The sequence below is a fragment of the Methanolobus sp. ZRKC4 genome (genome assembly GCF_045291305.1).
GTDB lineage: Archaea > Halobacteriota > Methanosarcinia > Methanosarcinales > Methanosarcinaceae > Methanolobus.
In genome coordinates, this window is record NZ_CP146983.1 from 22,729 (window position 1) to 48,067 (window position 25,339).

A 25,339-nucleotide genomic window follows, 5' to 3' on the forward strand; every position below is an offset into this window, starting at 1 on the left:
GCGGTTACATATATGCAGGAAAACAAGTATGGTCAAAAGATGCATCAAACTCTCCAGAAGTACTTTGGTTACTCATGTTTTCGTCCCCTTCAGGAAGACATTATCAGGGATGTACTTGAAGGCAGGGATACTTTTGTACTGATGCCTACGGGAGGAGGAAAGTCCCTGTGCTATCAGTTACCTGCTCTTATGCTGGATGGACTGACTGTTGTTGTATCTCCACTTATTTCTCTTATGAAGGATCAGGTTGACAGTTTGCAGGCAAGCGGAATAAGTGCCGCATACCTGAACAGCACCCTGAATCAAGCCGAATCAAAGAGAATCTACAGGGAAATCGAGAATAATGAAATCAAGATACTGTATGTGGCACCTGAAAGACTCACTATGTCCCATACTATATCATTGATACAGAAGGCAAAGGTGAGTCTTTTTGCCATTGATGAGAGCCACTGCATATCCGAATGGGGGCATGACTTCAGACCGGAATATCGCAAGCTCAGTTTTCTTAAGAAAAAGTTCCCTGATGTACCCATTATTGCCTTGACAGCCACCGCTACTCCCAAGGTGCGGGAAGACACGATAGTCCAACTGGGCATCGGGAACTGCAAGACCTATGTTGCCAGTTTTAACCGGCAGAACCTGCTTTACGAAATCAAGCCAAAGAAGGACACCTATAACCAAATCCTGAAATATCTGAGAAAGCACAGGAGAGAAAGCGGGATAATTTATTGCCAGAGCCGCAGGAATGTAGACACCTTAGCTGCCAAACTCAGGAAGGATGGCTTTAATGCACTTCCCTACCATGCAGGACTTAGCGATTCCCGGCGAGAAAAGAATCAGGAAATGTTCATCAAGGACAACGTGGACATCATTGTGGCAACTATCGCCTTCGGGATGGGGATTGACAAGTCCAATGTCCGCTTTGTTATCCATCATGACCTTCCAAAAAACCTGGAAGGATACTATCAGGAGACAGGAAGGGGCGGACGTGACGGACTTGAATGTGAATGTATCCTTTTTTTCAGCCGCGGAGACAGGTACAGGATTGAATATTTCATAAAGCAAAAAGGGAAGAAAGAAGAGAGGGATATCGCCCTTAAACAAGTCCAGGAAATGGTTGCATATTGTGAAAGTACTACATGCCGCAGGAAGGTCCTTCTTGGCTATTTTGGAGAAGAACTTGCAGAAGACAATTGCGGCAAATGCGATGTCTGCCTTAAACCAAGACAGAAAATCGATTGTACAGAAGATGCAAAGCTGCTGATTAATTGTATCAATGAACTTGACCAGCGCTTTGGCATGACCCATGTAATTGATGTGCTTACAGGTAGCAGGGCAAAAAAGATCACAGATAAGAAACACCAGCTTCTCAAGAATTTTGGTCAGGGCGATATGTATCCTAAAGCTGACTGGATGGACATGGCCCGGGATATGGTACGTCAGGATGTCATCAAAGTGGAAGGCGCACGTTACCCACTCCTCAAACTCAACAGGAAGAGTGAGGAAGTCCTGTCCGGCAAAAGAATGGTGACCTTTACGCGAAAAGTAGACGAAGAGAATCAGGCCGATTATGAACCAGTGACACAATCTCCTGAAAGAGATGAAATATCTGAACAGTCACCTTCTGTGATACACAGGAAGGTAAGTAATGATCCCGACAAAGACCTTTTTGAGAAACTCAAAGAATTGCGTATATCCATGGCCCAGATGCAGGATGTGCCACCATATATCATATTTGCTGATACAAGTCTTCGCCAAATGGCCACTAAAAAACCTGAAAATAATGAAGAGCTGTTGAAGATCACAGGTGTCGGCGAGTACAAACTCAAGAAATACGGCAAATTCTTCCTGAAAGAGATTGCAAAACATCGTGATGAACTGGAAGGAAATAAGCAGGCAGAACATGAACTGAAAATTTCGGATAATGAAGTGCAAAAGAAAACTGTAAAACCTGTTGCATCTGCGCCTCTGGCAAGTTCAAAACCGAAGCTTGAAAAGGAACTACTGGTAAGGACAATGGATGCCCTGGAAGAAGATGTTGTCAAAATGATAAAAGACAAACTAGGCGGCGTTTTTTCTGATGATGAAATAAAAAACGTGTATCAATCCCTTATAATGGGAAAATGATACAAACCAATGCTCACGTCCAATTATTCGCAGGTATCCAACAAATGTCTTTTTGGGCGAACCCTGGAATCGCCAGGATGAATTGGACTGATTTTTGCCTCTTTTACATCTTCCTTTTTCTGCTTTTTATCTTCAGGGGTTTTTTCTTCTATATAACCCACCTCCAATTATAGATTAGAGTTTGGAATATTAAAAGTTAATGAAAAAGAAAAAAACAGTTCACATCATCATGAACTGCATTGTAAGATAAAATATAAGATCTCCAAAAACCACTGCAGTGATAAAACCTGCAGTTATCGGAATCATGAATGGGAGCCCAGGGGTTATCCACACACCCTCCTTTACTTTGCCTTCCTTGCGGTAACCTTTCAGTTCGGATATAACATCAGAACTAAGTTCAGTACCTGATCTGGAGAATTTGAATTCAATTCCTTCCTTTGTCTTGCCATATGACTCGATCATACGGAAGTGTCCTTTTTCCAGCTTTGATATCGGCATGATGTAACCAATGAACATGTAGAAGGGACGCCTTAGAGATTCCGATGGACTTTTTATCAGATTGTACAGGAACAGCCCAATTGGAACTATTATTGTAAGTATTATAGAGTTGCCAAATACACTAAAGGCAAACAAATTGATAAGCGGAATTCCATCAAGCGGAAGTGAAGTCGAACCTATCATTATTGCCGGGAAAGTTGGGACTATCAGTGATATGACCATAAGGACCTTCGCATCGGCACCCCCGAAAGCTCCGAGCTGGAAAAGGATATACACGAAGATGAAAATGAAGATGAACGTAAGCACATTCCTGACAAGGTAAGGCAGGCCGAGTCTCATAAGGTCGTAGAGGATGAAGACATAACCGACGCCGAACATCACCACCCATACCTCATTAACAACCCTGCGTGTTTTTATATCCGAGTAGCAGGCGTAAAGTAAAAAAGGCATGCATGCAAGCACTTTCAGTATTTCCATCATTTCAGTGTTTCTCCCATTTTTTAAGTTTCATTACCTCTGACAGGGTTGATCCCCTGCTTATCTCCTCGAAAAGGCGCTGTTCGGTCTTCTCGACCTCCTTTGCACGCCTTGCGATTTCGTATGCACGCTCGCGGGGTATGACCACGACACCATTGTCATCTCCTATAATATAGTCTCCCGGCCTTACGGTCTGGTTTCCACATACGATTTCAGCATTTATTTCACCGAATCCCTTGGGTTCTCCTGCATTGGGGACGTTACAGGTCGCAAAGACAGGCAGGCCCATGGAACGTATATCGTCAATGTCCCTTACTGCTCCGTCTATGACCACACCTGCAATTCCCTTATTAAGGCAGCTCTGGGTCGCAAGACCACCCCATGGGGCCACATGCCTGCTGCCATTGTAGATAACAATAACATCTCCCTTGCCGGCCACATCTATAGCCTCCACAGCCTTTGCCCAGTCACCTTTGAAGGTCTGGACGGTGACTGCAGTGCCAATCATCCTCCTCCCGGAAACCATAGAAAATATGTCCTGCATAGCACCTTTACGATGCATTGCATCCGAAATATTGGGAGTTGAAACACCTTCCAGTATCTTTCGAATCTCTTCGTCGGGAGAGCTTTTCAATATAGGTGCTGCGCAAGGAGAGTCAACACTTTGCCGAATAGCCTTTGATGATTCAGTTACATTGGATGAGCGAACAATATTCCCGCCAACTATTACAATGTTCGCACCAGCAAAAACGGCTTCAGAGCACGATGCCGCATCAAGTCCACCTGCTATTGCAACGGGGATACTTACCTGCGCCACAACTTCCTTCATGATGGAAAGTGAATCTTTACCCATCATCTGCTGGTCTATTCCGGCATGCACGTTGATAATATCGACACCCATCTCTTCCAGCTCCTTTGAGCGGGATACCGGATCTGAGGTCGATATCAAATCAGCCATGATTCTCGCACCATATTTCTTTGCTGCCCTGACAGCCTCAAGAACCGTGGAATCATCCGCACTTCCAAGTATTACAACAACATCAGCACCTGCTTTCGCAGCCATTTCGACTTCCATGGAACCGGTGTCTGCAATCTTCATGTCGGCTACGATGACTTTTCCGGAAAATGCTTCCCTTAATTTTCTGATGGCATCCATGCCCTCACTTTTGATAAGGGGTGTGCCGGCTTCTATCCAGTCGCCACCGCCCTCAATAGCCTCATGCCCTATCTGGATAGCACGATCTGTTTCCAGAAGATCCAGGGCAACCTGAATTATAGGTTTAATCTGATCACCTTTGGAAATACTTACACTACCAAAATACTTGAAAACCTATAAATTTAATCACGCAAAAATGGTATATTATGAAATAATTGGGGGAAAAATGACTGAAAGCGAAGAATTATCTGATAAGGAACGACAAAAATTGCTTAACAGACTTCATAAATGTCTTTTCTGGGTAGGAGAACAGATACCAAATAAAGTATGTATCGAAGGAAAAAATGTAAATCTTCATGAAGTTGTCTGGGAAATCGTCAATAAAGCCAAACTTGAAGAGGCTGACCTGGGAAACATAGAGCGCTTTCTGGAACTTTTAAGTGACAAAGAAAAAGAATATGAGGAATGTCTTGAACATGAGCATCTGAGCCGCGAGGAGGCAAAAGAAACCTTTGATAGGGCTGCAGGTGTTATGCGGGCTGTCATGGACCTCAAGGAACTGACAATATCCTCTAAGAGAAAAGTCATTTTCAAAAACAGGCATATATGCAACGATGTGAATACAGATGATTGGAATTCATTGACAGAAGATATAATAGAAAAATGAAAGCTGGATATCAGGCAACTATTATATCCCATGTAATGCCTTTAGTAGTAAATGAAATTCAAGGACCAACATATCATTTCCATGAGGGAATTCTCAAGAGAAATGATCGATCATATCCTCAATGCTGCTGAAAAAATGGAGCCCATTGCACATGGGAAACATAAATCAGATCTTCTTGCCGGAAAAGTTCTTGCAGTCCTCTTTTTTGAACCAAGTACAAGGACCAGGATGTCCTTTGAAACTGCAATGATAAGACTGGGAGGAGACGTACTGAATTTGGGTTCCGTGGATGCAAGTTCCATAGCCAAAGGAGAAACACTAGCAGATACCGTGAGAGTTGTTGATGGGTACGTCGATGCTATTGTGTTGCGTCACCCAAAAGAAGGGGCAGCACAACTTGCATCTGAGTTTTCAAGAGTGCCTATTCTTAATGCAGGAGACGGTGCAGGCCATCATCCAACACAAACATTGCTTGACCTTTATACCATAAAACGTGAAAGCCACCTTGAAGGAATTAAAATTGCACTGGCCGGGGATTTGAAATATGGAAGGACAGTTCACTCCCTCTGCTATGCATTATCCCATTACGGTGCCCATATAACACTGATATCACCAAAAGAACTGAGCATGCCAGAAGAAATAATCAGTGACATCGTAGCGCGAGGTGCAAAAATCGTTGAAACGGATTCTATTGAGGATGCCATCAATGATGTTGATGTGCTTTACATGACACGCATACAGAAGGAAAGGTTCCCGGACCCGGCTGAATACCAAAAGGTTGCCAACAGACTGAAGGTCACAATGGAAACATTGAAAGGGGTGAAACCGGAATTGAAGATCATGCACCCCCTTCCAAGAGTTAATGAGATAGATACCAGAATTGACGATACACCCCACGCTTGTTACTTCAAGCAGGCATTCTACGGAGTGCCTGTGAGGATGGCGCTTTTAGGGCTGGTTCTGGGGGCAATAGAATGACTGAAATTGAAACAGAACTGAGAGTGCGCAGAATAGAGAATGGGACTGTGATCGACCACATAACTTCAGGTAAAGCGTTAATTGTGCTGAAAATACTCGGACTGCCGGATTCATCCCATGGAGTTGTAAGTGTCCTGATAAATTCCCATGGAATATATGGGAAAAAAGATGTTGTCAAAATCGAGAACCGTGAACTTAAGGCTGAAGAGGTCGACAGGATAGCACTTATTGCACCCAATGCAACGATCAACATCATACGTAACTTCAATGTAACACGCAAGAACAAAGTACATATCCCATCTTTTGTAGAAGGTGTTGTAGGGTGCATAAACCCCAATTGTATTTCCAACAGCAACGAACCAATCACTTCAAAATTCAAAGTAACTACTGAAGACACAGGCCTGAAACTCAGATGCTTTTATTGTGCCAGGGTTATATCAGAAAATATTGCAGAGAATCTACTCTAGGGCAAGTTAAAAAAATAAAAAAGAAGAAACGTTTGGAGGTAGTAACCATGGCATTAAAATACGCATGTTACACCTTCAATTATATATTAGCACATATATAATATGATTGGCCATTGTTCATGATTTATTGTTATGTTTTGTGCCCACAGAGAAAGAGAAATGTGCCACACATGAACAAGCCAAAAAAAAGGTTTTGCCATTAAAGGCCAAGAATATCCCGCATAGTATAAAGCCCAGGTTCAGCATTGCCAATCCATGCAGCTGCTTTTACTGCACCGCCTGCAAATGATTGCCTTGAGTGGGCTTGGTGTTTTATCTCAATTCTTTCACCGTCACCGGCAAAGAGAACTGTGTGGTCACCTGCAATATCCCCACCTCGAACAGCATGTATACCTATTTCTTTTCCACGGGGAGCAAGACCTTCACGACCATAGACATAGTCCTTACCACCCAGTGCTTCACTGATAACTTCAGCAGCACCTTTTGCAGTACCACTTGGAGCATCTTTCTTCTGGTTATGGTGGGCTTCTATTATCTCAATGTCTGTATCAGGAAGATATTTTGCAGCTTCATGGAGAATCCTGAAGAACACATTTACACCAACTGAGTAATTAGGTGAGATTATTCCTGCAACGTTATTATCTACAATTGAGTCCTCAATTGTTTTTTTCTGTTCAGGAGTAAAACCGGTCGTACCTATGACAAGGTTCACACCGGCTGCTGCCGCCCTTGGGGCATTGACAACTGTAGCATTTGCAATTGTAAAATCAATAAGTACCTTTGTGCCGGTTTCCTTTAGAACGGATTCCATGTCACTTACATCAGATATCGGCACACTCAAAGTTCCGATCTGGGCCACCTCACCAACGTCCTTACCAATGTTCATAAGATCAAATGCGGCCGTTAAGCAGACATCTTCAGACCTGAGTATATTGTCAATGATGAGCCTACCCATCCGTCCTGAAGCACCTGTGACTCCAACATTTATCATGCAATACACCCCATGCTGCGGAGAACATTTTCAAGTTCAACACTGTTCTCTTCACTAAGAGGTGCAAGAGGAAGTCTCATTGTCCCGCTTGACAGACCGAGAAGTTCTACGGCACGCTTCACAGGAATAGGATTGGTCTCTGTGAATAATTCACGGATCAAGGGTGCCATTTCAAAGTGAAGCTTTCTTGCTGTTTCAAGGTCACCGGCGTTTACGGCATCGTAAAGCTTTACCATCATTTCAGGGACTACGTTTGCAACAACGGATATTACACCTGCTCCGCCCATGGCAAGTATTGGAAATGTAAGTCCGTCCTCTCCAGAAAGAACGGCAAAATCTTCATCCACGGTCTGTTCAAGTATCTCAGATACTTTTACAAGGTTGCCACTTGCCTCTTTTACAGCGACAATGTTCTCTACTTTTGAAAGCTCAACAATGACTTCCAAAGGTATGTCCTGCCCTGTACGGGAAGGTACATTGTATAAAATAATTGGAATGTCCGCAGCTTCGGCTATAGCCTTGAAATGGGCCATGAGCCCGGCCTTATTGGACTTATTATAGTAAGGAGAAATAACAAGAGCTGCATCAGCTCCCACATCAGCCGCATGTTTGGTAAGTTCCACCGCCTCAACCGTATTGTTGGACCCTGTACCAGCTACTACCGGTACACTGGCACAATCCATCGCAATGTCGATCAACTCTTTGTGCTCAGCCATTGAGAGAGTTGCCGATTCACCGGTCGTACCACAGGCAACTATACCTGAAACACCGCCGTCTTCAACAAAAGAGACAATATTCCTCAGACTTTCAGAATCAATTGTATTATCCTTAGAAAACGGGGTTACAAGCGCGGGTAGAACTCCTTCGAACATGGGATCGTCCCCTCAAAGGTTATTCTTTAGGCTTGTGGGTCATCTTTCTTGTTACGTAGCCTGCAACACGATTCCTGATAACCTTGCTCTCGATAGTTGTGTACTTTGTTACAAGGTGCTTGTTCGTGTCGAAGTCTGTTGTAAAACTGTTACCATAATTATCAACTAAGCGTAATGCAATGTTCTTGATATTAGTCTGTCTAATATTTCCCATGAAAATTCTCCATTAGTATGATGAAATTGTAAATTGGACTTAAAGTTATGACACTAAGTGTGTATCGGCTTATAATAAAGACTCTTACATTTATATCTTTTGGAATACTGGAACTGCACCAGAGAACTTTATTATATATCTGTCTTTCCCAGAAGGCGGTCAATTGCTTTTGCATTTTTAAAAACAGGTTCTCTTGTGCCTTTTTGATTGAAAAAAAGAGCAACGAGTACCACCAAAAGCCCGAGATTAGGATTAGAGAAAGAGAACAGTACACCGAGCATAACGAGAGCTGATGCAAATATACCTTTCATAGCACCCTTACGATAAGAGTCTAGTCGGGTTCTTTTATATATGCGAACATCCCGCAAAGTAAGGAAGAGAACCACAACATAAGCCAGAATTGCTATATATGTATACATGTTTGCACCTGTTATCTGTTCAAGGTCTGTGATATTATATCAGGATTCCGTCAGCAATGAATCTTGCAGGAAGAAAATAGATGCATAATTTAATTAAATCCCTGAATATAATAGGTGTTGAATGGAAAACTCATCCAGAGAACGAATAACACTCCATGTGGACATGGACAGTTTCTACTCATCAGTGGAGGCCAGGGAGAAGCCGGAACTAAAAGGACTTCCGGTGGTCGTTGGCTCGGATCCAAGAAAAGGAAAAGGGAGAGGTGTTGTCAGCACATGTTCATATGAAGCAAGAGAATTCGGGATACATTCAGCAATGCCCATATCCAAAGCATACAAGCTCTGCTCTGATGCAGTCTACCTGCCTGTGAATATGAAACTCTACAAGGAAGTTTCAGCAAACATAATGGACCTGATACGCATCTTTGCAGACAGGTTCCAGCAGGTTAGCGTGGATGAGGCATACATAGATATCGGAGATTCAATAAGTGATTACGAGTCTGCAATACTGCTTGCAGAAAAGATAAAAAGTGAAGTCAAGCGCTTGCAGAGACTCACATGTTCCATCGGAGTGGCGCCTAACAAAATAATAGCCAAGATAGCCTCTGATTTCAACAAACCCGATGGTCTGACAGTCGTAAGGCCTGAAGAGGTTGAAGATTTTCTGTTTCCTCTTTCTGTCTCGAAAATACCCGGCATAGGGAAAAAGACCCGGCCCATCCTGAAGGAAATGGGTATAGAAACGGTAGGACAACTTGCTACCATTGATGTACAGCTTCTTATTGCACGTTTCGGGAAATCAGGAGTCCTGATGCATCAGCTTGCAAACGGTATCGACACGCGCGAAGTGAAGGAACGCGATGTAGTCAAATCAATAAGTACCGAGGATACTTTTGACGAAGACATATATGACCCTCTGGAAATTGAGAGATCCTTTAGCGAGCTTTCAGAGAAGGTGCATGTATCACTTATCAAAAAGCATTTCCGATTCAGGACAGTGACAATAAAAGTCCGCTTTGAAGATTTCAGAACTTACACACGGGCAAAGACCCTGCATGCAGCAACCACTGATAAGGAAGCTATAACAAAGGCTGCTTTGAATCTGATGGAGGAGTTCATTGGAAAGGGAAGGTTCAGATTACTTGGCGTGGGAGTCACAAAACTTGAGAAACTTGATGAAAGACAGACATTTCTGAGTGATTTTTTGTAATATCTTTTTTGACAAGTCTCGGCAGATATAAGTAATCAGGCCGCTCATGAATAAATGGGAGTAGGTTCAGACGTTTGAATAGTAAATATTCGAAGAACCAATCAATCCACAGTTAGAGAAATGGTAAACAGGGAGTGAAAGAGTGTTTTCAAAAGTACCCATAGATATTACGAAGATGAGCAAGGAAGACATAAATAAAGAAATGCTCAGGGCTGCACTTATCGCAGAATTGGATGCAATCAATCTTTACGAGCAGATGGCAGATATGACCGAGAACGATGAAGTAAGAAGAGTTCTGCTTGATGTTGCAAAAGAAGAAAAGACCCACATCGGAGAGTTCCAGACACTCCTGTTAAGAATGGACGAGGAGCAGGTAGAAGAACTTGAAGCCGGCAGAGAAGAAGTAGATGAAGAATTGGAAAAATAACTCCGGGAGATGATAGTTTGTTCTCAGAAGTTCCAATCGATATTGAAAAAGTAAGTAAAGAAGACCTTGACAAGGAGATCATGAGAGTTGCCATCATGGCAGAGTTCGATGCAATAAACATGTATGAACAGATGGCAAACCTTACCGACGACGAGGACCTCAAGATCATCCTGCTTGACATAGCCAGAGAAGAAAAAGTACATGCCGCCATGTTCCAGACAGTCCTCATGGAAGTGGACAGTGAATTCCTGCAGGTCATGGTAGACTATTCACTGACAAAAAAATAACATAGTGATGTTTGTCGGGATAAACGGCATCACATTCTTTTTTTATTGATATGCCGGAAAGAGTGGCGTACGTGTCCTGTTGATGAACAGCAAGCCCATCGGGGAGACTGTCACCACAGGGGACAAATTGCAGCAGGCGTTTGAGGATTACAGAAACGGGACTTTTGTGAAGTGAAAAATTACATATTTTCATAAATTGTCAGTATCATTTTTTTTCTCTCATCCATTGGAAGGGTGCACTTTGATAAAAATGACTTGAACATTGGCACATCAATCAAACCTTTTATGGGACAAATTTGACATGATAAGACGCATTTTGGACCATCAACATCATTGGTACTTTTTGGACAAATTATTACTTCTGTTTTTGAATTATATTCAACATAGCGTTCATCTATAACCACACCGGGATTATTGTCATCTCCAAATGGGATTCTCCTTACAACACCCGCATTTTCTCCTAAATCTATAGCTAGGAATTCAGAATCTATATCCGTTTTTTTCCAGATATCTATAAGATGCATTGTGTCTGGAATTTTTTCCAAACCATTGTAACCGAAATCTCCATTCGGCAATACAACAACTATTGGATAGATAAATGAAGGCTTCTTAATATCAGATTTAATAATTTTTGGTAACTATTCAGCCTGATAAAAACACTATCAATAGCAATCTTGACAAAAAGTTGAGACCTACATTTTATTAGGATCATTAATTTTGATTGTTGCCATTGATTGCTTTTTTGATTCTTAGGTTGTTAGTGAGCAAACATCTCCGTTTTGATTAAATCAGTATCAATAGGCTAATTGTGGTAGGCTGAATAGTTACTAATTTTTTTAAAATCAGAAGTCCATACCGTTGGGCCTGCGAGATATTGCCAACCAATAGAATCAATGCTATTGTCATTTATTAAAAATGTCTCAAATGTAGCAATACTGTTCTTTACGTCATCTGATAATCCTATACAATAGTTACTAAAATCAATATGTTTTATCAAATTAGATAGTTCATTGGAAAAATCATCGTAGCCAGATTCTTCCACTAATCTTATTAAATTAGTAATGCGCTCTTCTAAATTAGTAAGCACAAACGTATTTATACTCAAAGATTCGGGAATATAAAGCTTGGATTCCAAAAGATAACCTATCAATAAAAGATAGCCATAAACAGGATTTCCTCTATCAGATAACAATTCACACATACTTTCAACAAATTTCTCACCATTTTCTGCAATACCTTTTTTCCCCATAGTAATAGGTATCTTAAAAGGAGACCTAGCAAAACCTATAAAGAAAAAAGGGAATTCCGAATCATATTCCTCACTACTACCCATTAGTGCAATATTTGTAATTCTACCCCATTTTCTTCCATGCAGAAAAACATCATGTGCAGTTATGATTTCCCTTCTGAACTCCGATATCTGAAATAATTCAGATATAGCAAATAATTTCGTTAAAGGATTTCTTTGGATTTGTTCATAATACGCCCATCCTTCTAAATTCGAACAGAATTTCTGTATCAAAGTTCTGTTTTTTTCATTTTTGAACCAAAGAACAAAATAATCAGTCATAAAACCAATAAAATCAATGTGGAAAATCAGTTCTTCATTGTGCCCATAACTAACAAAATAACCCAAATTTGATTTTTTGAACGAGGGGGTTATTTCTATACCGAATAATTTTAATAAACTAAAGCTCTCTAAAAGAGTTGATTCAATTCCTGAATTCCATTCTCTTGCAATATTATTCAATTCCAGTTTTACATCGTCTATACTACACTCAAATGGTAATCCCAAACTCTGCTTGACTAACGAAATAGCACTTTCATCAAGCGTGCTATGTAATAGTAAATATGGGTTGATAATGCAAAAGGACAAAATAAAGTTATCTACATTTGACTTTTTTAAAGGTTGAGATAAAATTAAAAATCCATTTAAATCAGAACCTTGTAGCTGCTGCTTAATCATATCTAGTAAAAGTTGAAGCTTAATATTTTCATCAGAAAATTCAAAGCTAAAACACTCGACTATGTCGGCGCTGATTCCCCCTTTTTTGGACAAATACAAATCAGTAGGATTTCTTATAGTCAGCCTAATTTCATCTGGACTCTTGTATTCTGCATTGACTTCAATTATAGAAAATCCATGGAATGAAGATAGCAAAGAAATAGCATTTGAAATAATTTGTGGCCATTCCGAAGATACGATTATAAGCAAGTGACTTTTACTAGGCAACCCAGGAAATACAGTGGATAATCCATTTGCATACCCTAATATTTCGGAAACTGCTTCCCTTATTGTTGATTTATTCTTACTCTTTTGAGATAACGGCCTTTTCAATTCTACAATCGAAAAAAGACCTTTTTCTTCGATTCGAAATAGTATGTCTATTTGACTTGGCTTTCCTTTTCCTTTAATAATATCGATTTGATTATCTACCAATTTCAATTGTTCCATCAATAGAATTCCTTGGGACCAATTTTGAACTAGTAGTTGATTGAAAGAACCATGCAAATTGGATATGAATGAATCTTTTTCATAGGCTTTTGCTAAATTCTTGATTTCATCGAAGTTATCAATTAATTCATGAAATCTTCTCTCTTTCAATTCATTAAGCAACCAGGTTTCAAATTCTAGTTCTTTCATCGACATATTAATTCAAGAGATGAATACACATACATCCATTATAAATATGCTTAAAAATATTACATATGTATTAGAAACAATAACAAAATCCCAACAATCACCGGCTGATGCACCAAATATATCAGCAGCGACTTTTTCCCCAAATATCCCAGCAATCTCACAACAGAATTGTTCTCGCACTCACACATCCTGAAACTCCGCTGATAATCAGGATACAGGCGGTTCCCTGCAAAAACTCCCAACAACACAACACCAAACCATGGAATCAGTGGGAAGTAGTCAAGAGTATAGAAACCGTAGGGTTTTATTCCAAGCCAGAGCAGCCAGGAGAAATCTGCATAGGCAGTTTCCATGAAAATACCTGCAAACAGGATTAGAATACCTGCAATCAGACTGAAGTTCCTGTATTTTAGAAATGGATATGAAAGGATAATAGAAACACCTATTAGGTGCAGTATTCCAAAATAGATTGTTCCTCGTGCAAGAAAAACAGCTGTGAAAACTGTGATTACAAGACCCCATGAAAAGACACCTGCACCTCTTTTGAGAAAATGAGAGAACTGGTTCTGTGTGCCGTGTAAGGATAACGCACGGGAATAACTTAGTGTTAGGGAAACGCCCACAAGGAAAATGAATAGAATTGCGGCACTGCGTCCGATAACAAGTAGAATGCCGGAATGTGTGTTAAATTCATAGATTCCGAGAAAATCCAGGTCAAAAAAGAAATGATAGATAACCATCAGAAAGATGGCCATTCCGCGGAAAGCGTCAACTTCAAAGAATCGTTTTTTCTGGATCTTATCCATTGTCTGGCCCTGAAAGAAAAATATCACTTTCTCTTCTTTTTCTTATCCCGATTCTTATCTTTATTATCCTTGAAAACAGAGCCAAGGTGCAGTGCATAGGCTCCATCTTCCTTTATCGCCATGACTATTTCCTTGCGGTCGAGAAGAGAATCAAGATTGAGTTCATATGAACCAGGACCAAGGATACGTACGGATTCCACACGATCACCTTCCTCCTCGGTAACACTGTCCATGTCCTTATCATCACCAATGATATCATCGATCTCACGGACGATAGGCTCAGATGGTTTATCATCTGTTTTTGCAGAGGAGGTTTCGTCAATAACATTGTGCACTTCCTCGTGTTCAGATTCTTCAGTACTTTTGGTAACTGACTTCTCAAGCTCATCTTCCTTTACGTAAAGGAATTTGTTCCAGCCACAATTAGGACATCCGCTCAATATGACAGAAGCACCGTCATCAAAGATAGATTCACATCTGGTACATTTGTGAGGCATGATTCACCGAATTATATAAGCATAATGATATATTAAAACACTTACGACAAGCATGTAATAGACAGCAGGCTCATCACTCTTTAAGGTATTTGCCGATCAGAGGATCGAGTCGTCTTTTTGTTTCGTGCGGTATCATGTCAGGAGTTGTAGTAATAGCACCTGCCAGGGCATCTTTGCACATGCAGTTTTGCTCAATGCTTACTTTCTCCAGGGCATCCATTAGAATATCCTTTACAGCCTCTTCGTTCTTCATTGCATTTGCAATGACAGTCTCAATGGTGACATCCTCATCATGCCACACGTCATAATCCGTAACCGTGGCTATCATGGAATAGCATATCTCAGCCTCCCTTGCTAGTTTTGCCTCAGGGATAGCAGTCATACCTATTATATCAAAACCAAGTGCCTTGTAGACACAGGATTCTGCACGTGTTGAAAATTGGGGGCCCTCCATGCATACATAAGTGCCTCCCTGCCTGACATTGTACCCTTTCGAGTTTGCAACGTTCGTTACAGTCTCCGACATTTCAGGACAGAAAGGATCTGCAAATCCTATGTGAACAACGATACCGTCCTCAAAAAAAGTGCTTGGTCTTGACCTGGTGCGATCATATATCTGGTCGGGAATAACAATGTCCAGCGGAGCCAGTTCTTTCTTAAGACTTCCCACCGCAGATACGGCAATAATACGTTTGACACCCAGTTTCTTAAGTGCAAAGATGTTTGCCCTTGAATTCAGCTCGGAAGGTGAAATCCTGTGACCTACACCGTGTCTGGGGAGAAAGCATATGGTTTTGTCACCGTGTTCACCTATGGTGATAGAATCGGAAGGCTTTCCGAAGGGGGTATCAATATCAACTTCACGAACTCTGTCCAGAAGATTACCATCATATATGCCGCTTCCGCCAATTATCGCAATATCAACATTTTCTTGCATTTTATCCCTCATTTTATTAGACAAGTTTCCAGTATTGTTTTCCATCTTCGTTCACAGAACTTGCAATTCCCCTGCGGTTCATCTCTGCCATAACCTCAGGAAGTCGGCCTGGTTGTGCAATCTCAAATGCAAAGGAGTCAAGTGAATGATAAACATAAAGACCATGCCGGATAGCAGGTATATCCCATGTGCTTCTGTCCTCCTTTTCCATGAGGGTCGATATCAGCTCGATCATATCCTCAATAAAATTCCAGGGGAAGACAACCCATGCCCATTCCTCGAGACGTTCACCACAATAATCAGGATCATGCTCAGATGAGTCAAGGTACTGGAGGGTTGCAGTCCTTACTTCTTTGGGGCCCCTTTGATTCACATATTCAATAGAATGCACCAGACTCTTGCCGGTATCTGTGATATCGTCAACTATGAGAATGTTCTTTCCTTCAACGACATTGTCAGCGAGAGGATACTTGATTTTGGGTTCGTCACCTGCGAGTGCAGTACCCAGGTAGTGTTCGATTTTCAGGCTTGTCAAGTCATCAAGACCGAGGAAATCACACAGTACGCGCCCTGCGAACCATCCACCTCTTGCGAGGGCTATTATCATGTCAGGTTCATATCCTGAAGCTTTCACATCATTTGCAACTTCCCTGCAAAGGTCGTAAATGTAATCCCAGTTAGTAACAACACATTTGAATTTATCAGGTAACACCATTTGTATTCTCTCCGAGACACTATATTTAAAAAGATAAGATATATATTTTTTCAATATTGAAAATACTGCCATACGAAACATGTATATACGATGTAGATGTTGAAAGAGGAGTACCCTTCCAAAATAAACATCAATCAAGGAAGCGGGGTGGGGTAGCCAGGAGATCCCGACGGGCTCATAACCCGTAGACCGATGGTTCGAATCCATCCCCCGCTACTTTACTAATATTACAATTTTGATTTAATTATCAATTAGTGTGTTAGAGACGTATTTTGGAAATATACATATATAGCATGCAGACATAGGAAGATTATCCTTCCAAATTAAACATCAACCCTCGAAGCGGGGTGGGGTAGCCAGGAGATCCCGACGGGCTCATAACCCGTAGACCGATGGTTCGAATCCATCCCCCGCTACTTTTCTAAATTATTATTGTGCTCTTGAGTTCAAAATGTCTAACTTTTTGATGCTACTCAAATAGCAACCTTATTAATGATTCATGAACTACTTTTTTCAATAAACTGAAGAGGACATAGATGGAACTGTTTGTTATTATATTCGGGCTTACTGCAGCACTTTGCTGGGGAACCGCAGATTTTAGTGGAGGTTTTGCCACAAAACGTAGTGGTGTGCTGACAGTTGCCATCATTTCACAGGCAACTGGAATAATCCTCCTCATTGCAGCAGCACTTGCTTTTTCTGAAAGCGTACCATCCACGACAGACATGCTATGGGGTGCATCTGCGGGACTTGCCGGAGGAATGGGAGTTCTTGCACTGTACCATGCATTATCCGTTGAGAAAATGGGAATTGTAGCACCGGTCACAGCTGTTATGAGTGCCCTCATTCCCGTGGTTTTTGGAATGATAACAGAGGGACTGCCTGACACAAGCCAGCTTATAGGTTTTCTTTTTGCACTCATCGGCGTATGGCTTATATCCAGAGATCATGAGAGTTCGAAAATAGAACTGCAGAAACTCAAACTGCCCTGCCTTGCAGGTACTGGATTCGGGATGTTTATGATACTTATTGATCAGGTACAGGCCGAAGGAATATTCTGGCCTCTTGTGGGAGCCAGGATGGCAACTATTCCAACATTCATAATTGTTGCTTATTTCATGAAGCAGACAAAAGTACCCGACATCAGGTACCTTCCAATTATTCTGCTTGCAGGCATATTTGATACCGGAGGAAACCTGTTCTACGCGCTGGCAGCCCAGGCAGGAAGACTGGATATCGCAGCAGTCCTTACATCGCTTTACCCTGCCGTAACTGTACTGCTTGCATGGATGTTCCTGAAAGAGAAGCTTGTATACAGACAATGGGCAGGGATTATCTTTACAATGGCAGCTGTTGTGCTGATAGCATAAATGGAAAGAGGAGTGCTTTATTTACCCACATTCAAAGTTGTCCAGAATATGCGACATTCAATACCACCCTTACAGTAGTATTACCATATAGATTACAAAAGGTCAGAAAAATGTATGCAAAAAATCATATTCCCACTAGGATTAAATACGAACTGCCCATTTATTAAAGCAAAAAGATGAACAGGACGATCCTTAAATGGTTATGGATAAATTAGGAAGTTCCTTGCAGGATGCCCTCAAAAAACTGGTAAAATCCGGACGTATTGACGAACGCACTGTAAACGAAGTTGTGAAGGATATCCAGAGAGCTTTGCTTCAGGCCGACGTGAATGTCAAACTGGTCATGGAGATGTCAAAGCACATCAAAGAGCGTGCTCTCAAGGAAGAAGTACCCTCGGGAATGAACCCCAGGGAACATGTGATCAGGATAGTATACCAGGAACTGACCAACATCATCGGAAAGAGTACGGATATTCCTCTCAAACCCCAGAAAATAATGATGATAGGGTTGCAGGGTAGCGGTAAGACAACAACCTCTTCCAAACTTGCCCGTTATTTCCAGAAAAAAGGACTTAAGCCTGCGGTTATCTGTGCCGATACATTCCGTCCCGGTGCTTACCAGCAGCTAAAGACCTTGTGTGACAAACTTAATGTTGCGTTCTACGGAGAAGAAGGCAACCCTGATGCCGTGGGAATAGTTGAAAGAGGTCTTAAAGAGGTCCAGAAGAACGATGTCATAATCGTGGACACAGCCGGACGTCACTCTCTTGAAAGCGACCTTATTGTTGAGATGGAAAACATACATGCAATCGCAGAACCTGATTACAAGTTGCTTGTACTCGACGGTGCGATCGGACAGCAGGCAAGCGAACAAGCCCGTGCTTTCAACGAGTCGGTAGGAATATCCGGAGTAGTAATCTCTAAACTTGACGGTACCGCAAAGGGTGGTGGTGCGCTTTCCGCTGTATCCGAAACAAACTCTTCGATAGCTTTTATCGGTGTCGGGGAAACACCTGATGACCTTGAAAAATTCGAGCCGGACAGATTCATTTCCAGGCTTCTGGGAATGGGCGATATAAAGAGTCTCATTGAAAAGGCAGAAGAGGTAATGGGTGAAGAAGAAATCGACGTCCAAGCAATGATGACCGGGCGTTTCACCCTCAAAGATATGTACAAGCAGCTTGAAAGTCTCAACAAGATGGGGCCTATGAAGCAGATAATGCAGATGCTGCCTCTGGGAGGCATGGGTGCCAAGATACCGGAAGATGCGTACCAGGTTACCGGCGACAAGATGCAGCGCTACAGGGTACTCATGGATTCGATGACAGAAGAAGAAATGCTCAATCCGAGGCTTATCGGCAGTTCTCGTATCAAAAGGATTGCCATGGGATCAGGATGCAGCGCCGACGACGTCAGAGAATTACTGAAATATCACAAAATGATGCAAACCGCCATGAAAGGATTCCGTGGTGGAAAATTCAATATGCAAAAAATGATGAAGAAAATGGGTATGTGAGAGCAGTAGTTCTCACATATCTCAAAGAAATTCATCAAAAGCTGTTCTCCTTTTTCCGTATGTGCCACTTCCGGGTGCCATTGGACACCGAATATTGGGCGATCTACGTGCCTCATTGCTTCGAATTCACAAATACTTGACTTTGCAAGCTGTATGAAGTCCTCGGGTAGCTTTACAACTTCATCCGCATGTGATGCCCACACAGAGGTCCTCGGACCCAATCCTTTCAGGAGCTCGTCTTCATCAACGATCTCAATCTCGATGTCCGCATATCCACCTGATGAACCCGAACCTACTTCCCCACCGAAAGTCTTTGCGATGAGCTGGTGCCCGAGACAGATACCCAGAATAGGACGGTCAATGCTTTCAATATATTCCGAGCATATACCAGCCCGCTCCATTGTGGGACCACCACTTAGTATAAGCCCGTCAGGTTCTTCGTCAAGTATATCTTCGACGGAGCTTGTGTTGGCAACAATCTTTGTTTCCATGTCCAGATCACGGACAGCACGGTGAATCAGATGGCAAAACTGCCCATAGTTATTGATAACAAGAATCTTTAATTCTCTCATAGATTGTTTCCTGAATTTATTTGTATTAATAAGTGTAGCAATATTGCCATAATAGTAATTAACCATATAAGATGTTTTCACACTTATAATACCGTTATAATATTTTGTGCTCAAAAGAGACTGTATAAAATCATTACCACACATACTAATGAATAATGTTAAGTAAAAGTACAAAGTAAACTAAATAAGGGAGAGGTAATTTCATACAAACTTAGAGTATGAATGTTCTCTTTACCATCATAACAATGCTTAGATGAGGTACCACATTGGAAAGTAAACCCACAGGAATACCAGGATTTGACGAAATACTCGGTGGAGGCATAATGGCCCCTTCGACAATATTGATAGCAGGTAACCCAGGTAGTGGGCGGACTGTACTTGGAGTCCAGGGTTTGTGTGAAGCGGCAAGGAGCGGAGAAAATGTACTGTATATATGCATGACTTCTAAATCAGAGATTTCCGTAAGAGAAGCCCTCTCTAACTATGATTTTTACGAGGAGTCATTGACCATACATACATTCAACGCCAGTTCCGTGGAAAGAGACCCACTTACCATGCTGGTTGACCTTGGGAACATCGTAGCATCCCTTAAACCAGACAGGATATTGATAGACCCCGTCACCCCAATAGGGTTTGGTTTTCCTGAAGCTGAAAGAAGAAGATTCATGTATTCCCTCATGTCCGCAATTGGAGAATGGGATGCCATTGTGTATCTGACAGGAACAATGTCACAGACTGATGTGTGCAGATCAGTCGTTAGTGACGTGGTTGAAGGAATAGTATACCTTTCGCAAAATATCGAAAGAAGGGGAAGCAACCGTACGATAAAGATCGTGAAAATGAACCTTCCCAATTACATTGAAGGGGAACACACTTTTGATATTTCAAACGACGGAATCAGTATCTACCCAAGAATAACCACCCAGGTCACCGAGCAATTATCACCGGAAACAAGAGTCGATACAGGCATTCCCGGATTCAATGAGTTGATAAGTGGTGGATTCTTTGAACTATCATCCACATTGATAGCAGGAAATACAGGCACAGGGAAAACATTATTTGGACTTTATTTTATAATTCAGGGTGCCAGGAATGGAGAACCTGGAATAATAAGTACCTTTGAGGATACCCCTGCGGAATTACGTCGTTATGCTGCAAGTCTTGGACTTGAGCTTGAAGAATTAGAACAGAAAGAGCTGGTCAAAATCATTTATACGCCTCCCCCAGAGATAAATGCCTGCAAGCATACAGTAAAGCTCAAGAGTACTATTGAAAATATGGGAGCAAAAAGAATACTTCTGGATGACATATCCGGATTTGACTATGTCTTTAGTGATCCGGTTGCCAAAAGAGAGCATATCGCCAACATGATGAGGATATTTAAGGATATGGGACTCACATCCATGCTGATCAGTGGCAACAGGGCAGCTGGCAACAATGTACTTACAAGTGAAATACCAGTCTCCTCACTTGTGGACGTTCTGATACTTCTAAAACACGTAGAGATCGAGAAGGAGATCAGGAAAACCATGTCAATTATGAAGATGCATGGCAGTGACCATGAGAAACATCTTATTGGATATAACATCAATTCTGACGGAATACAAATCGGCAAGTTCCTTAAGGATTTGTAACCTTTTTGTAACTATTCAGCCTGGCACGATTTGCCTATTGGTACTGATTTCATCGAAATAGAGATGTCTGCTCACTAACAATCTAACAATCAAAAAAGCAATCAATAGCAACAATCAAAATAAATGATTCTAATGAAATTTACGTTTCAACTTTTTGTCAAGATTGTTATTGATAGCGTTTTTATCAGGCTGAATAGTTACCTATTTTTTTACTTAGCCCTACAAAAAACTTAAATAATAAACCGTGCTACTATGTGACATAGTAACAAAGAATTAATAAATATACTAACGTTCAATAAAGTGCATTAACGTACATATACATACATTAAATGAGGGTGAAAGCAAATGACAGATATCGGAAAAAGTATTCGTATAGAAAGAATCATGCACAGAGACAGCAGGAACATGGTCATCATACCTATGGACCATGGATTATCTGACGGGCCCATAAAAGGACTCATAGACGTAGCCGGTTCTATAAACAAGGTTGCGGAAGGAGGAGCAGATGCCGTACTAATGCAGAAGGGAATAGTAAAACACGGCCACAGGGGATACGGGCATGACGTAGGACTCATCGTCCACATGAGCGCATCCACGTCCCTCGGACCTGACCCGAATAACAAAGTGCAGGTCTGCACTGTTGAAGAGGTCATGAAAATGGGAGCTGATGCGGTTTCCATCCATGTAAACATAGGTTCCGAAACAGAAGCCGGCCAGTTGCAGAAACTGGGAACTGTTGCCGAACAATGCAATTTCTGGGGAATGCCATTATTGGCTATGATGTACCCCCGCGGAAAGAAGATAACAAACCCACATGATCCTGAACTTGTGGCACATGCAGCAAGGGCAGGTGCGGAACTTGGCGCAGACATCGTAAAAACCGTATACACCGGGGACCCTGATACTTTCAGGGAAGTCGTGAACGGATGCCCTGTACCAATCGTAATTGCAGGCGGACCGAAGACAAACACTGACAAGGAATTCCTTGAAATGATAGAAGGTGCAATGGAAGGTGGTTCAAGAGGTGTTGCTATCGGCAGGAACGTATTCCAGCACGACAACCCTACAAAAATTACAAGAGCAATAACAGAGATAGTGCACCATAAAAAGTCAGTTGAAGAAGCACTGGAAATGCTTAAATGAACTCAGCCGGCTTTCTGTGTTTGCGGACGTGCTCATATGAATAATAAGATAATCTGGATCAAGGCCGATGAAGGCGACTGGGATGAACGTAAGGCAGTGATCACCACCGGGATGGAATCCGGCGTGGATGCCACACTGGTCGATGCTGCTGATGTTGAGAGAGTAAAGGAACTTGGAAATACTAAAGTAGCTGCCTTTGCTTCAGAGCCCGTAGAGGGAGCAGACATAATTGTAGTAGGCAAAGGCGGAGAAGGTGACGGTACAAAGCCATTACCACCCGATTACAGTGGTTCTCTTGATGTAACAACAGCCCTTCGTCTGAAGGAAAAAGGATTGAAGGTTGCAGGTTATGTTATCATTCGCAACAAGAATTATGAGAACTTTGCAGCAGAGATGGGAAACGTTTGTGATTATCTCATCACCATAGGTACGGACTGGCAGGTAATTCCCCTGGAGAACCTTATCGCAGGACTTCAGAAAAAGGATGTCAAGCTCTTGTCCGGAGTCCAGACCTCAGAAGAGGCTAAACTTGCGTTCGAGACGATGGAGCATGGAACAGACGGTGTCCTGCTTGATACAAAGGACCTGAGCCAGATCAAGAAAACAGCGGAAATTGCTGAAAGTGCAGGTGTCAAGAGCCTTCCAATTCAGACTGCCGTTGTTACAAGGGTCGAGTCCATCGGTATGGGCGACAGGGTCTGCGTAGATACATGCAACCTCATGATCAGGGGCGAGGGCATGCTTGTGGGCTCCCAGGCAAACGGGATGTTCCTTGTGCATTCGGAATCTGAAGAAAGTCCTTACGTTGCATCCCGTCCTTTCAGGGTTAATGCCGGTGCAGTACATGCTTACATAAAGGTAGGAGAAAAGACCCGCTACCTCTCCGAACTTAAAGCAGGTGACGAAGTCACAATAGTAGACGGCGAAGGAAAGCAGAGAACGGGAGTAGTCGGCAGGGTGAAAATAGAAAGAAGGCCGCTGATCCTTGTTGAGGCAGACCTCAACGGCAAGATCATCAAAAATATCCTGCAGAATGCTGAAACCATTAAACTCGTTACAAAGGATAAAGAACCTATAGCTGTTACGGATCTCAAAGTTGGCGATGAGATACTTGTCCATTCAGAAGACATTGGCCGCCACTTCGGAATGAAGATAGAAGAGACAATTATCGAAAAGTAAACACCGGGGTGTTGCTTATGGTTAAGATAGGGACCTTCGATCTTGATAAGAAGCCTGCGATCGTTTCAGTGATAGACGATGATCCGGCAGAGAACGCAAAGGCTGCAAACTGGCTGGGTGCTGACGTACTTGAGCTGAGACTTGATCTCCTCAATTTTTCAGACCTTGATGAAACTAAAAAAACCATTGAAAGAATTAAAGCGAACACTAACCTTCCATGTATTGCAACCAATAGATTACAATCTGATGGTGGCAAGTGGGAAGGTAGCGAGGGCGAAAGAATCAAAGTCCTGATCGACATACTCCCCTTTGTAGAAGCTGTTGATATCGAGCTCAGTGCAGATGAAGAGCAACGAAATAAAGTAATAGAGGCGGCAAAAGCAATTGGAGTCACAGTTATTGTTTCTGCTCATGATTTCAATGTCACGCCTTCCGTTGAAGAAATGGAAAAAATACTTAGCATAGCTCATGAATCAGGAGCAGATATTGCTAAACTTGCAGTTATGGCGCAATCAAAGCAGGACGTGCTTAATGTATTACAGGCAACTGCAGACATGGAAAAGCCTGTGTGCACCATTGCAATGGGTGAAGTCGGGAAGCATAGCCGCATAGTTGCCCCATGCTACGGATCACTTCTTACATACGGAGCAATAGCAAAAGCTGTCGCGCCCGGACAGATCAAGATACATGAATTAAAATCAGCCCTGGAGATACTCTTTTGAGAACAGTTTTCGGTGTATTCGGAGACCCCATAGCGCATTCAAAATCCCCTGACATGCATAATGCAGCTTTCAGGGAGCTCAATATGGAATGTACATACCATGCATTCAGAGTTAAACCAGAGAATCTTAAAAATGCACTTCTCGGAGCAAAAGCAATGGGTTTTGGAGGAGTGAATCTCACAGTCCCCCTTAAACAGGAAGCATTGAAGATCGTTGATGCCGATCCGCTTGCTGAAGGTATTGGTGCAGTGAACACTGTGGATTTCAAAGACGGAATGAAAGGTTACAACACCGACGGACTAGGTGCAAAACGCACTCTTGAAGAAAAGGATGTTGAAATAAAAGGATCAAATGCTCTTATTGTGGGTGCAGGCGGCGCTTCTAGGGCAATTGCATTCCAGTTTGCAAAGGAAGGGGCAAATATAAACATAGCCAACAGAACCGAAAGTAAGGCGGTTAACCTGGCTTCTGAGGTTTCAGCAGTTGGTAATGCCACCGGATGTGGTCTTGAAGACATTAAAAAAGTGATAGCTGACAGTGATATACTTATTAACTGCACTACCCTTGGAATGCATCCCAATACCGATGGAACGATAGCTACAGCAGAGGACATGCATCCTGAACTCACAGTTTTTGATATCGTTTACAATCCCCTTGAAACCAGACTTTTGAAGGAAGCAAAGAAGGCAGGTGCAAAAGCTGTCACCGGTGAAATGATGCTCATCTACCAGGGTGCCGAAGCATTCAGAATATGGACAGGAGTGGAGCCCCCGATTGACGTGATGAAAAAAGCAGTATTGGAGGGACTCTGAAT

The 25,339-nt window shown here is 42.2% G+C and carries 26 protein-coding genes, 2 tRNA genes and 1 pseudogene; 16 read left to right on the forward strand and 13 right to left on the reverse strand.

What is annotated here, in order from left to right:
* Nucleotides 1–12: 12 nt before the first annotated feature.
* Complete coding sequence (gene recQ / locus V7O67_RS00125) at nt 13–2,127, forward strand: DNA helicase RecQ (protein ID WP_406670444.1); 2,115 nt, start codon at nt 13–15, stop codon at nt 2,125–2,127.
* Nucleotides 2,128–2,346: 219 nt separating this feature from the next.
* On the opposite strand, the gene V7O67_RS00130 is transcribed toward recQ, so the two are convergent.
* Nucleotides 2,347–3,105 (reverse strand): A24 family peptidase C-terminal domain-containing protein, encoded by a 759-nt coding sequence (locus tag V7O67_RS00130; RefSeq protein ID WP_406670446.1) that lies wholly within the window; start codon nt 3,103–3,105, stop codon nt 2,347–2,349.
* A gap of 1 nt (nt 3,106) precedes the next feature.
* Complete coding sequence (locus V7O67_RS00135; protein ID WP_406671499.1) at nt 3,107–4,405, reverse strand: bifunctional hexulose-6-phosphate synthase/ribonuclease regulator; 1,299 nt, start codon at nt 4,403–4,405, stop codon at nt 3,107–3,109.
* Nucleotides 4,406–4,484: 79 nt separating this feature from the next.
* On the opposite strand from V7O67_RS00135, the gene V7O67_RS00140 reads away from it, so the two are divergent.
* From V7O67_RS00140 to pyrI, 3 genes are read left to right on the forward strand one after another with little or no spacing between them, the layout of a single operon-like run.
* The gene (locus V7O67_RS00140; protein WP_342304026.1) at nt 4,485–4,925 is read left to right on the forward strand and encodes a DUF5788 family protein; all 441 of its coding nucleotides are present in this window, start codon (nt 4,485–4,487) and stop codon (nt 4,923–4,925) included.
* Nucleotides 4,926–4,976: 51 nt separating this feature from the next.
* Nucleotides 4,977–5,903: an aspartate carbamoyltransferase gene (gene pyrB, locus V7O67_RS00145; protein ID WP_342304025.1), complete on the forward strand. Its 927-nt coding sequence runs from the start codon at nt 4,977–4,979 to the stop codon at nt 5,901–5,903.
* Nucleotides 5,900–6,370, forward strand: coding sequence for an aspartate carbamoyltransferase regulatory subunit (gene pyrI / locus V7O67_RS00150; protein WP_342304024.1), 471 nt, complete (start codon nt 5,900–5,902; stop codon nt 6,368–6,370). Before pyrB ends, pyrI begins: the two co-directional genes overlap by 4 nt.
* Nucleotides 6,371–6,569: 199 nt before the next feature.
* Here the strand turns inward: pyrI and dapB are convergent, their stop codons facing one another.
* From dapB to V7O67_RS00170, 4 genes are all read right to left on the reverse strand, one after another.
* A complete protein-coding gene (gene dapB / locus V7O67_RS00155) occupies nt 6,570–7,361 on the reverse strand; it encodes a 4-hydroxy-tetrahydrodipicolinate reductase (RefSeq protein WP_342304023.1) in 792 nt (263 codons plus the stop codon).
* The gene (gene dapA / locus V7O67_RS00160) at nt 7,358–8,233 is read right to left on the reverse strand and encodes a 4-hydroxy-tetrahydrodipicolinate synthase (protein ID WP_406670449.1); all 876 of its coding nucleotides are present in this window, start codon (nt 8,231–8,233) and stop codon (nt 7,358–7,360) included. Before dapA ends, dapB begins: the two co-directional genes overlap by 4 nt.
* A 19-nt stretch (nt 8,234–8,252) precedes the next feature.
* The gene (locus V7O67_RS00165) at nt 8,253–8,447 is read right to left on the reverse strand and encodes a 30S ribosomal protein S17e (protein WP_406655609.1); all 195 of its coding nucleotides are present in this window, start codon (nt 8,445–8,447) and stop codon (nt 8,253–8,255) included.
* 131 nt (nt 8,448–8,578) lie between these two features.
* Nucleotides 8,579–8,866: a hypothetical protein gene (locus tag V7O67_RS00170; RefSeq protein ID WP_342304020.1), complete on the reverse strand. Its 288-nt coding sequence runs from the start codon at nt 8,864–8,866 to the stop codon at nt 8,579–8,581.
* 121 nt (nt 8,867–8,987) lie between these two features.
* On the opposite strand from V7O67_RS00170, the gene dinB reads away from it, so the two are divergent.
* The 3 genes from dinB to V7O67_RS00185 all read left to right on the forward strand — a co-directional run bounded on the left by dinB (nt 8,988) and on the right by V7O67_RS00185 (nt 10,790).
* Complete coding sequence (gene dinB / locus V7O67_RS00175; RefSeq protein ID WP_406670452.1) at nt 8,988–10,076, forward strand: DNA polymerase IV; 1,089 nt, start codon at nt 8,988–8,990, stop codon at nt 10,074–10,076.
* Nucleotides 10,077–10,218: 142 nt separating this feature from the next.
* Nucleotides 10,219–10,503: a ferritin family protein gene (locus tag V7O67_RS00180; protein ID WP_342304018.1), complete on the forward strand. Its 285-nt coding sequence runs from the start codon at nt 10,219–10,221 to the stop codon at nt 10,501–10,503.
* 17 nt (nt 10,504–10,520) lie between these two features.
* Nucleotides 10,521–10,790, forward strand: a complete 270-nt coding sequence (locus V7O67_RS00185; RefSeq protein ID WP_342304017.1) for a ferritin family protein — start codon at nt 10,521–10,523, stop codon at nt 10,788–10,790.
* A 179-nt stretch (nt 10,791–10,969) separates the two neighbouring features.
* On the opposite strand, the gene V7O67_RS00190 is transcribed toward V7O67_RS00185, so the two are convergent.
* From V7O67_RS00190 to V7O67_RS00215, 6 genes are all read right to left on the reverse strand, one after another.
* Nucleotides 10,970–11,365 (reverse strand): hypothetical protein, encoded by a 396-nt coding sequence (locus V7O67_RS00190; protein ID WP_406670453.1) that lies wholly within the window; start codon nt 11,363–11,365, stop codon nt 10,970–10,972.
* 227 nt (nt 11,366–11,592) lie between these two features.
* Nucleotides 11,593–13,434 carry a hypothetical protein gene (locus V7O67_RS00195; protein WP_342304015.1) on the reverse strand — a complete coding sequence of 614 codons (1,842 nt, stop codon included), beginning with the start codon at nt 13,432–13,434 and terminating at the stop codon, nt 11,593–11,595.
* A 59-nt stretch (nt 13,435–13,493) separates the two neighbouring features.
* On the reverse strand, nt 13,494–14,240 hold the full coding sequence (locus V7O67_RS00200) for a heparan-alpha-glucosaminide N-acetyltransferase (RefSeq protein ID WP_342304014.1): 747 nt from the start codon (nt 14,238–14,240) through the stop codon (nt 13,494–13,496).
* A gap of 23 nt (nt 14,241–14,263) precedes the next feature.
* Nucleotides 14,264–14,737 (reverse strand): Zn-ribbon domain-containing protein, encoded by a 474-nt coding sequence (locus V7O67_RS00205; protein WP_406670455.1) that lies wholly within the window; start codon nt 14,735–14,737, stop codon nt 14,264–14,266.
* Between the two features lie 73 nt (nt 14,738–14,810).
* The gene (mtnP, locus tag V7O67_RS00210) at nt 14,811–15,674 is read right to left on the reverse strand and encodes an S-methyl-5'-thioadenosine phosphorylase (protein WP_406670457.1); all 864 of its coding nucleotides are present in this window, start codon (nt 15,672–15,674) and stop codon (nt 14,811–14,813) included.
* A gap of 16 nt (nt 15,675–15,690) precedes the next feature.
* Entirely contained in the window at nt 15,691–16,389 is a 699-nt protein-coding gene (locus V7O67_RS00215; RefSeq protein WP_406670459.1) for a phosphoribosyltransferase, read from the reverse strand.
* Nucleotides 16,390–16,530: 141 nt separating this feature from the next.
* On the opposite strand from V7O67_RS00215, the gene V7O67_RS00220 reads away from it, so the two are divergent.
* The 4 genes from V7O67_RS00220 to V7O67_RS00235 all read left to right on the forward strand — a co-directional run bounded on the left by V7O67_RS00220 (nt 16,531) and on the right by V7O67_RS00235 (nt 19,275).
* A tRNA-Met gene (locus V7O67_RS00220) sits at nt 16,531–16,605 on the forward strand.
* A gap of 125 nt (nt 16,606–16,730) precedes the next feature.
* A tRNA-Met gene (locus V7O67_RS00225) sits at nt 16,731–16,805 on the forward strand.
* A 120-nt stretch (nt 16,806–16,925) separates the two neighbouring features.
* Nucleotides 16,926–17,759, forward strand: a complete 834-nt coding sequence (locus V7O67_RS00230; protein WP_406670461.1) for an EamA family transporter — start codon at nt 16,926–16,928, stop codon at nt 17,757–17,759.
* A 196-nt stretch (nt 17,760–17,955) separates the two neighbouring features.
* Entirely contained in the window at nt 17,956–19,275 is a 1,320-nt protein-coding gene (locus tag V7O67_RS00235) for a signal recognition particle protein Srp54 (protein ID WP_406655619.1), read from the forward strand.
* Between the two features lie 5 nt (nt 19,276–19,280).
* Here the strand turns inward: V7O67_RS00235 and V7O67_RS00240 are convergent.
* Nucleotides 19,281–19,847 (reverse strand): annotated as a pseudogene (locus V7O67_RS00240) (GMP synthase subunit A); the annotation flags it as partial.
* A 266-nt stretch (nt 19,848–20,113) separates the two neighbouring features.
* Here V7O67_RS00240 and V7O67_RS00245 point away from each other — a divergent pair.
* The 5 genes from V7O67_RS00245 to aroE all read left to right on the forward strand — a co-directional run bounded on the left by V7O67_RS00245 (nt 20,114) and on the right by aroE (nt 25,337).
* Nucleotides 20,114–21,481 carry an ATPase domain-containing protein gene (locus V7O67_RS00245; RefSeq protein WP_342304006.1) on the forward strand — a complete coding sequence of 456 codons (1,368 nt, stop codon included), beginning with the start codon at nt 20,114–20,116 and terminating at the stop codon, nt 21,479–21,481.
* 345 nt (nt 21,482–21,826) lie between these two features.
* Entirely contained in the window at nt 21,827–22,624 is a 798-nt protein-coding gene (locus tag V7O67_RS00250; RefSeq protein WP_406655622.1) for a 2-amino-3,7-dideoxy-D-threo-hept-6-ulosonate synthase, read from the forward strand.
* 36 nt (nt 22,625–22,660) lie between these two features.
* Entirely contained in the window at nt 22,661–23,803 is a 1,143-nt protein-coding gene (locus tag V7O67_RS00255) for a 3-dehydroquinate synthase II (protein WP_406655623.1), read from the forward strand.
* A gap of 17 nt (nt 23,804–23,820) precedes the next feature.
* Nucleotides 23,821–24,525 carry a type I 3-dehydroquinate dehydratase gene (aroD, locus tag V7O67_RS00260; RefSeq protein WP_406655624.1) on the forward strand — a complete coding sequence of 235 codons (705 nt, stop codon included), beginning with the start codon at nt 23,821–23,823 and terminating at the stop codon, nt 24,523–24,525.
* Nucleotides 24,522–25,337 (forward strand): shikimate dehydrogenase, encoded by an 816-nt coding sequence (gene aroE / locus V7O67_RS00265; protein WP_406655625.1) that lies wholly within the window; start codon nt 24,522–24,524, stop codon nt 25,335–25,337. The genes aroD and aroE overlap by 4 nt, the downstream gene beginning before the upstream one ends.
* Nucleotides 25,338–25,339 lie beyond the last annotated feature (2 nt).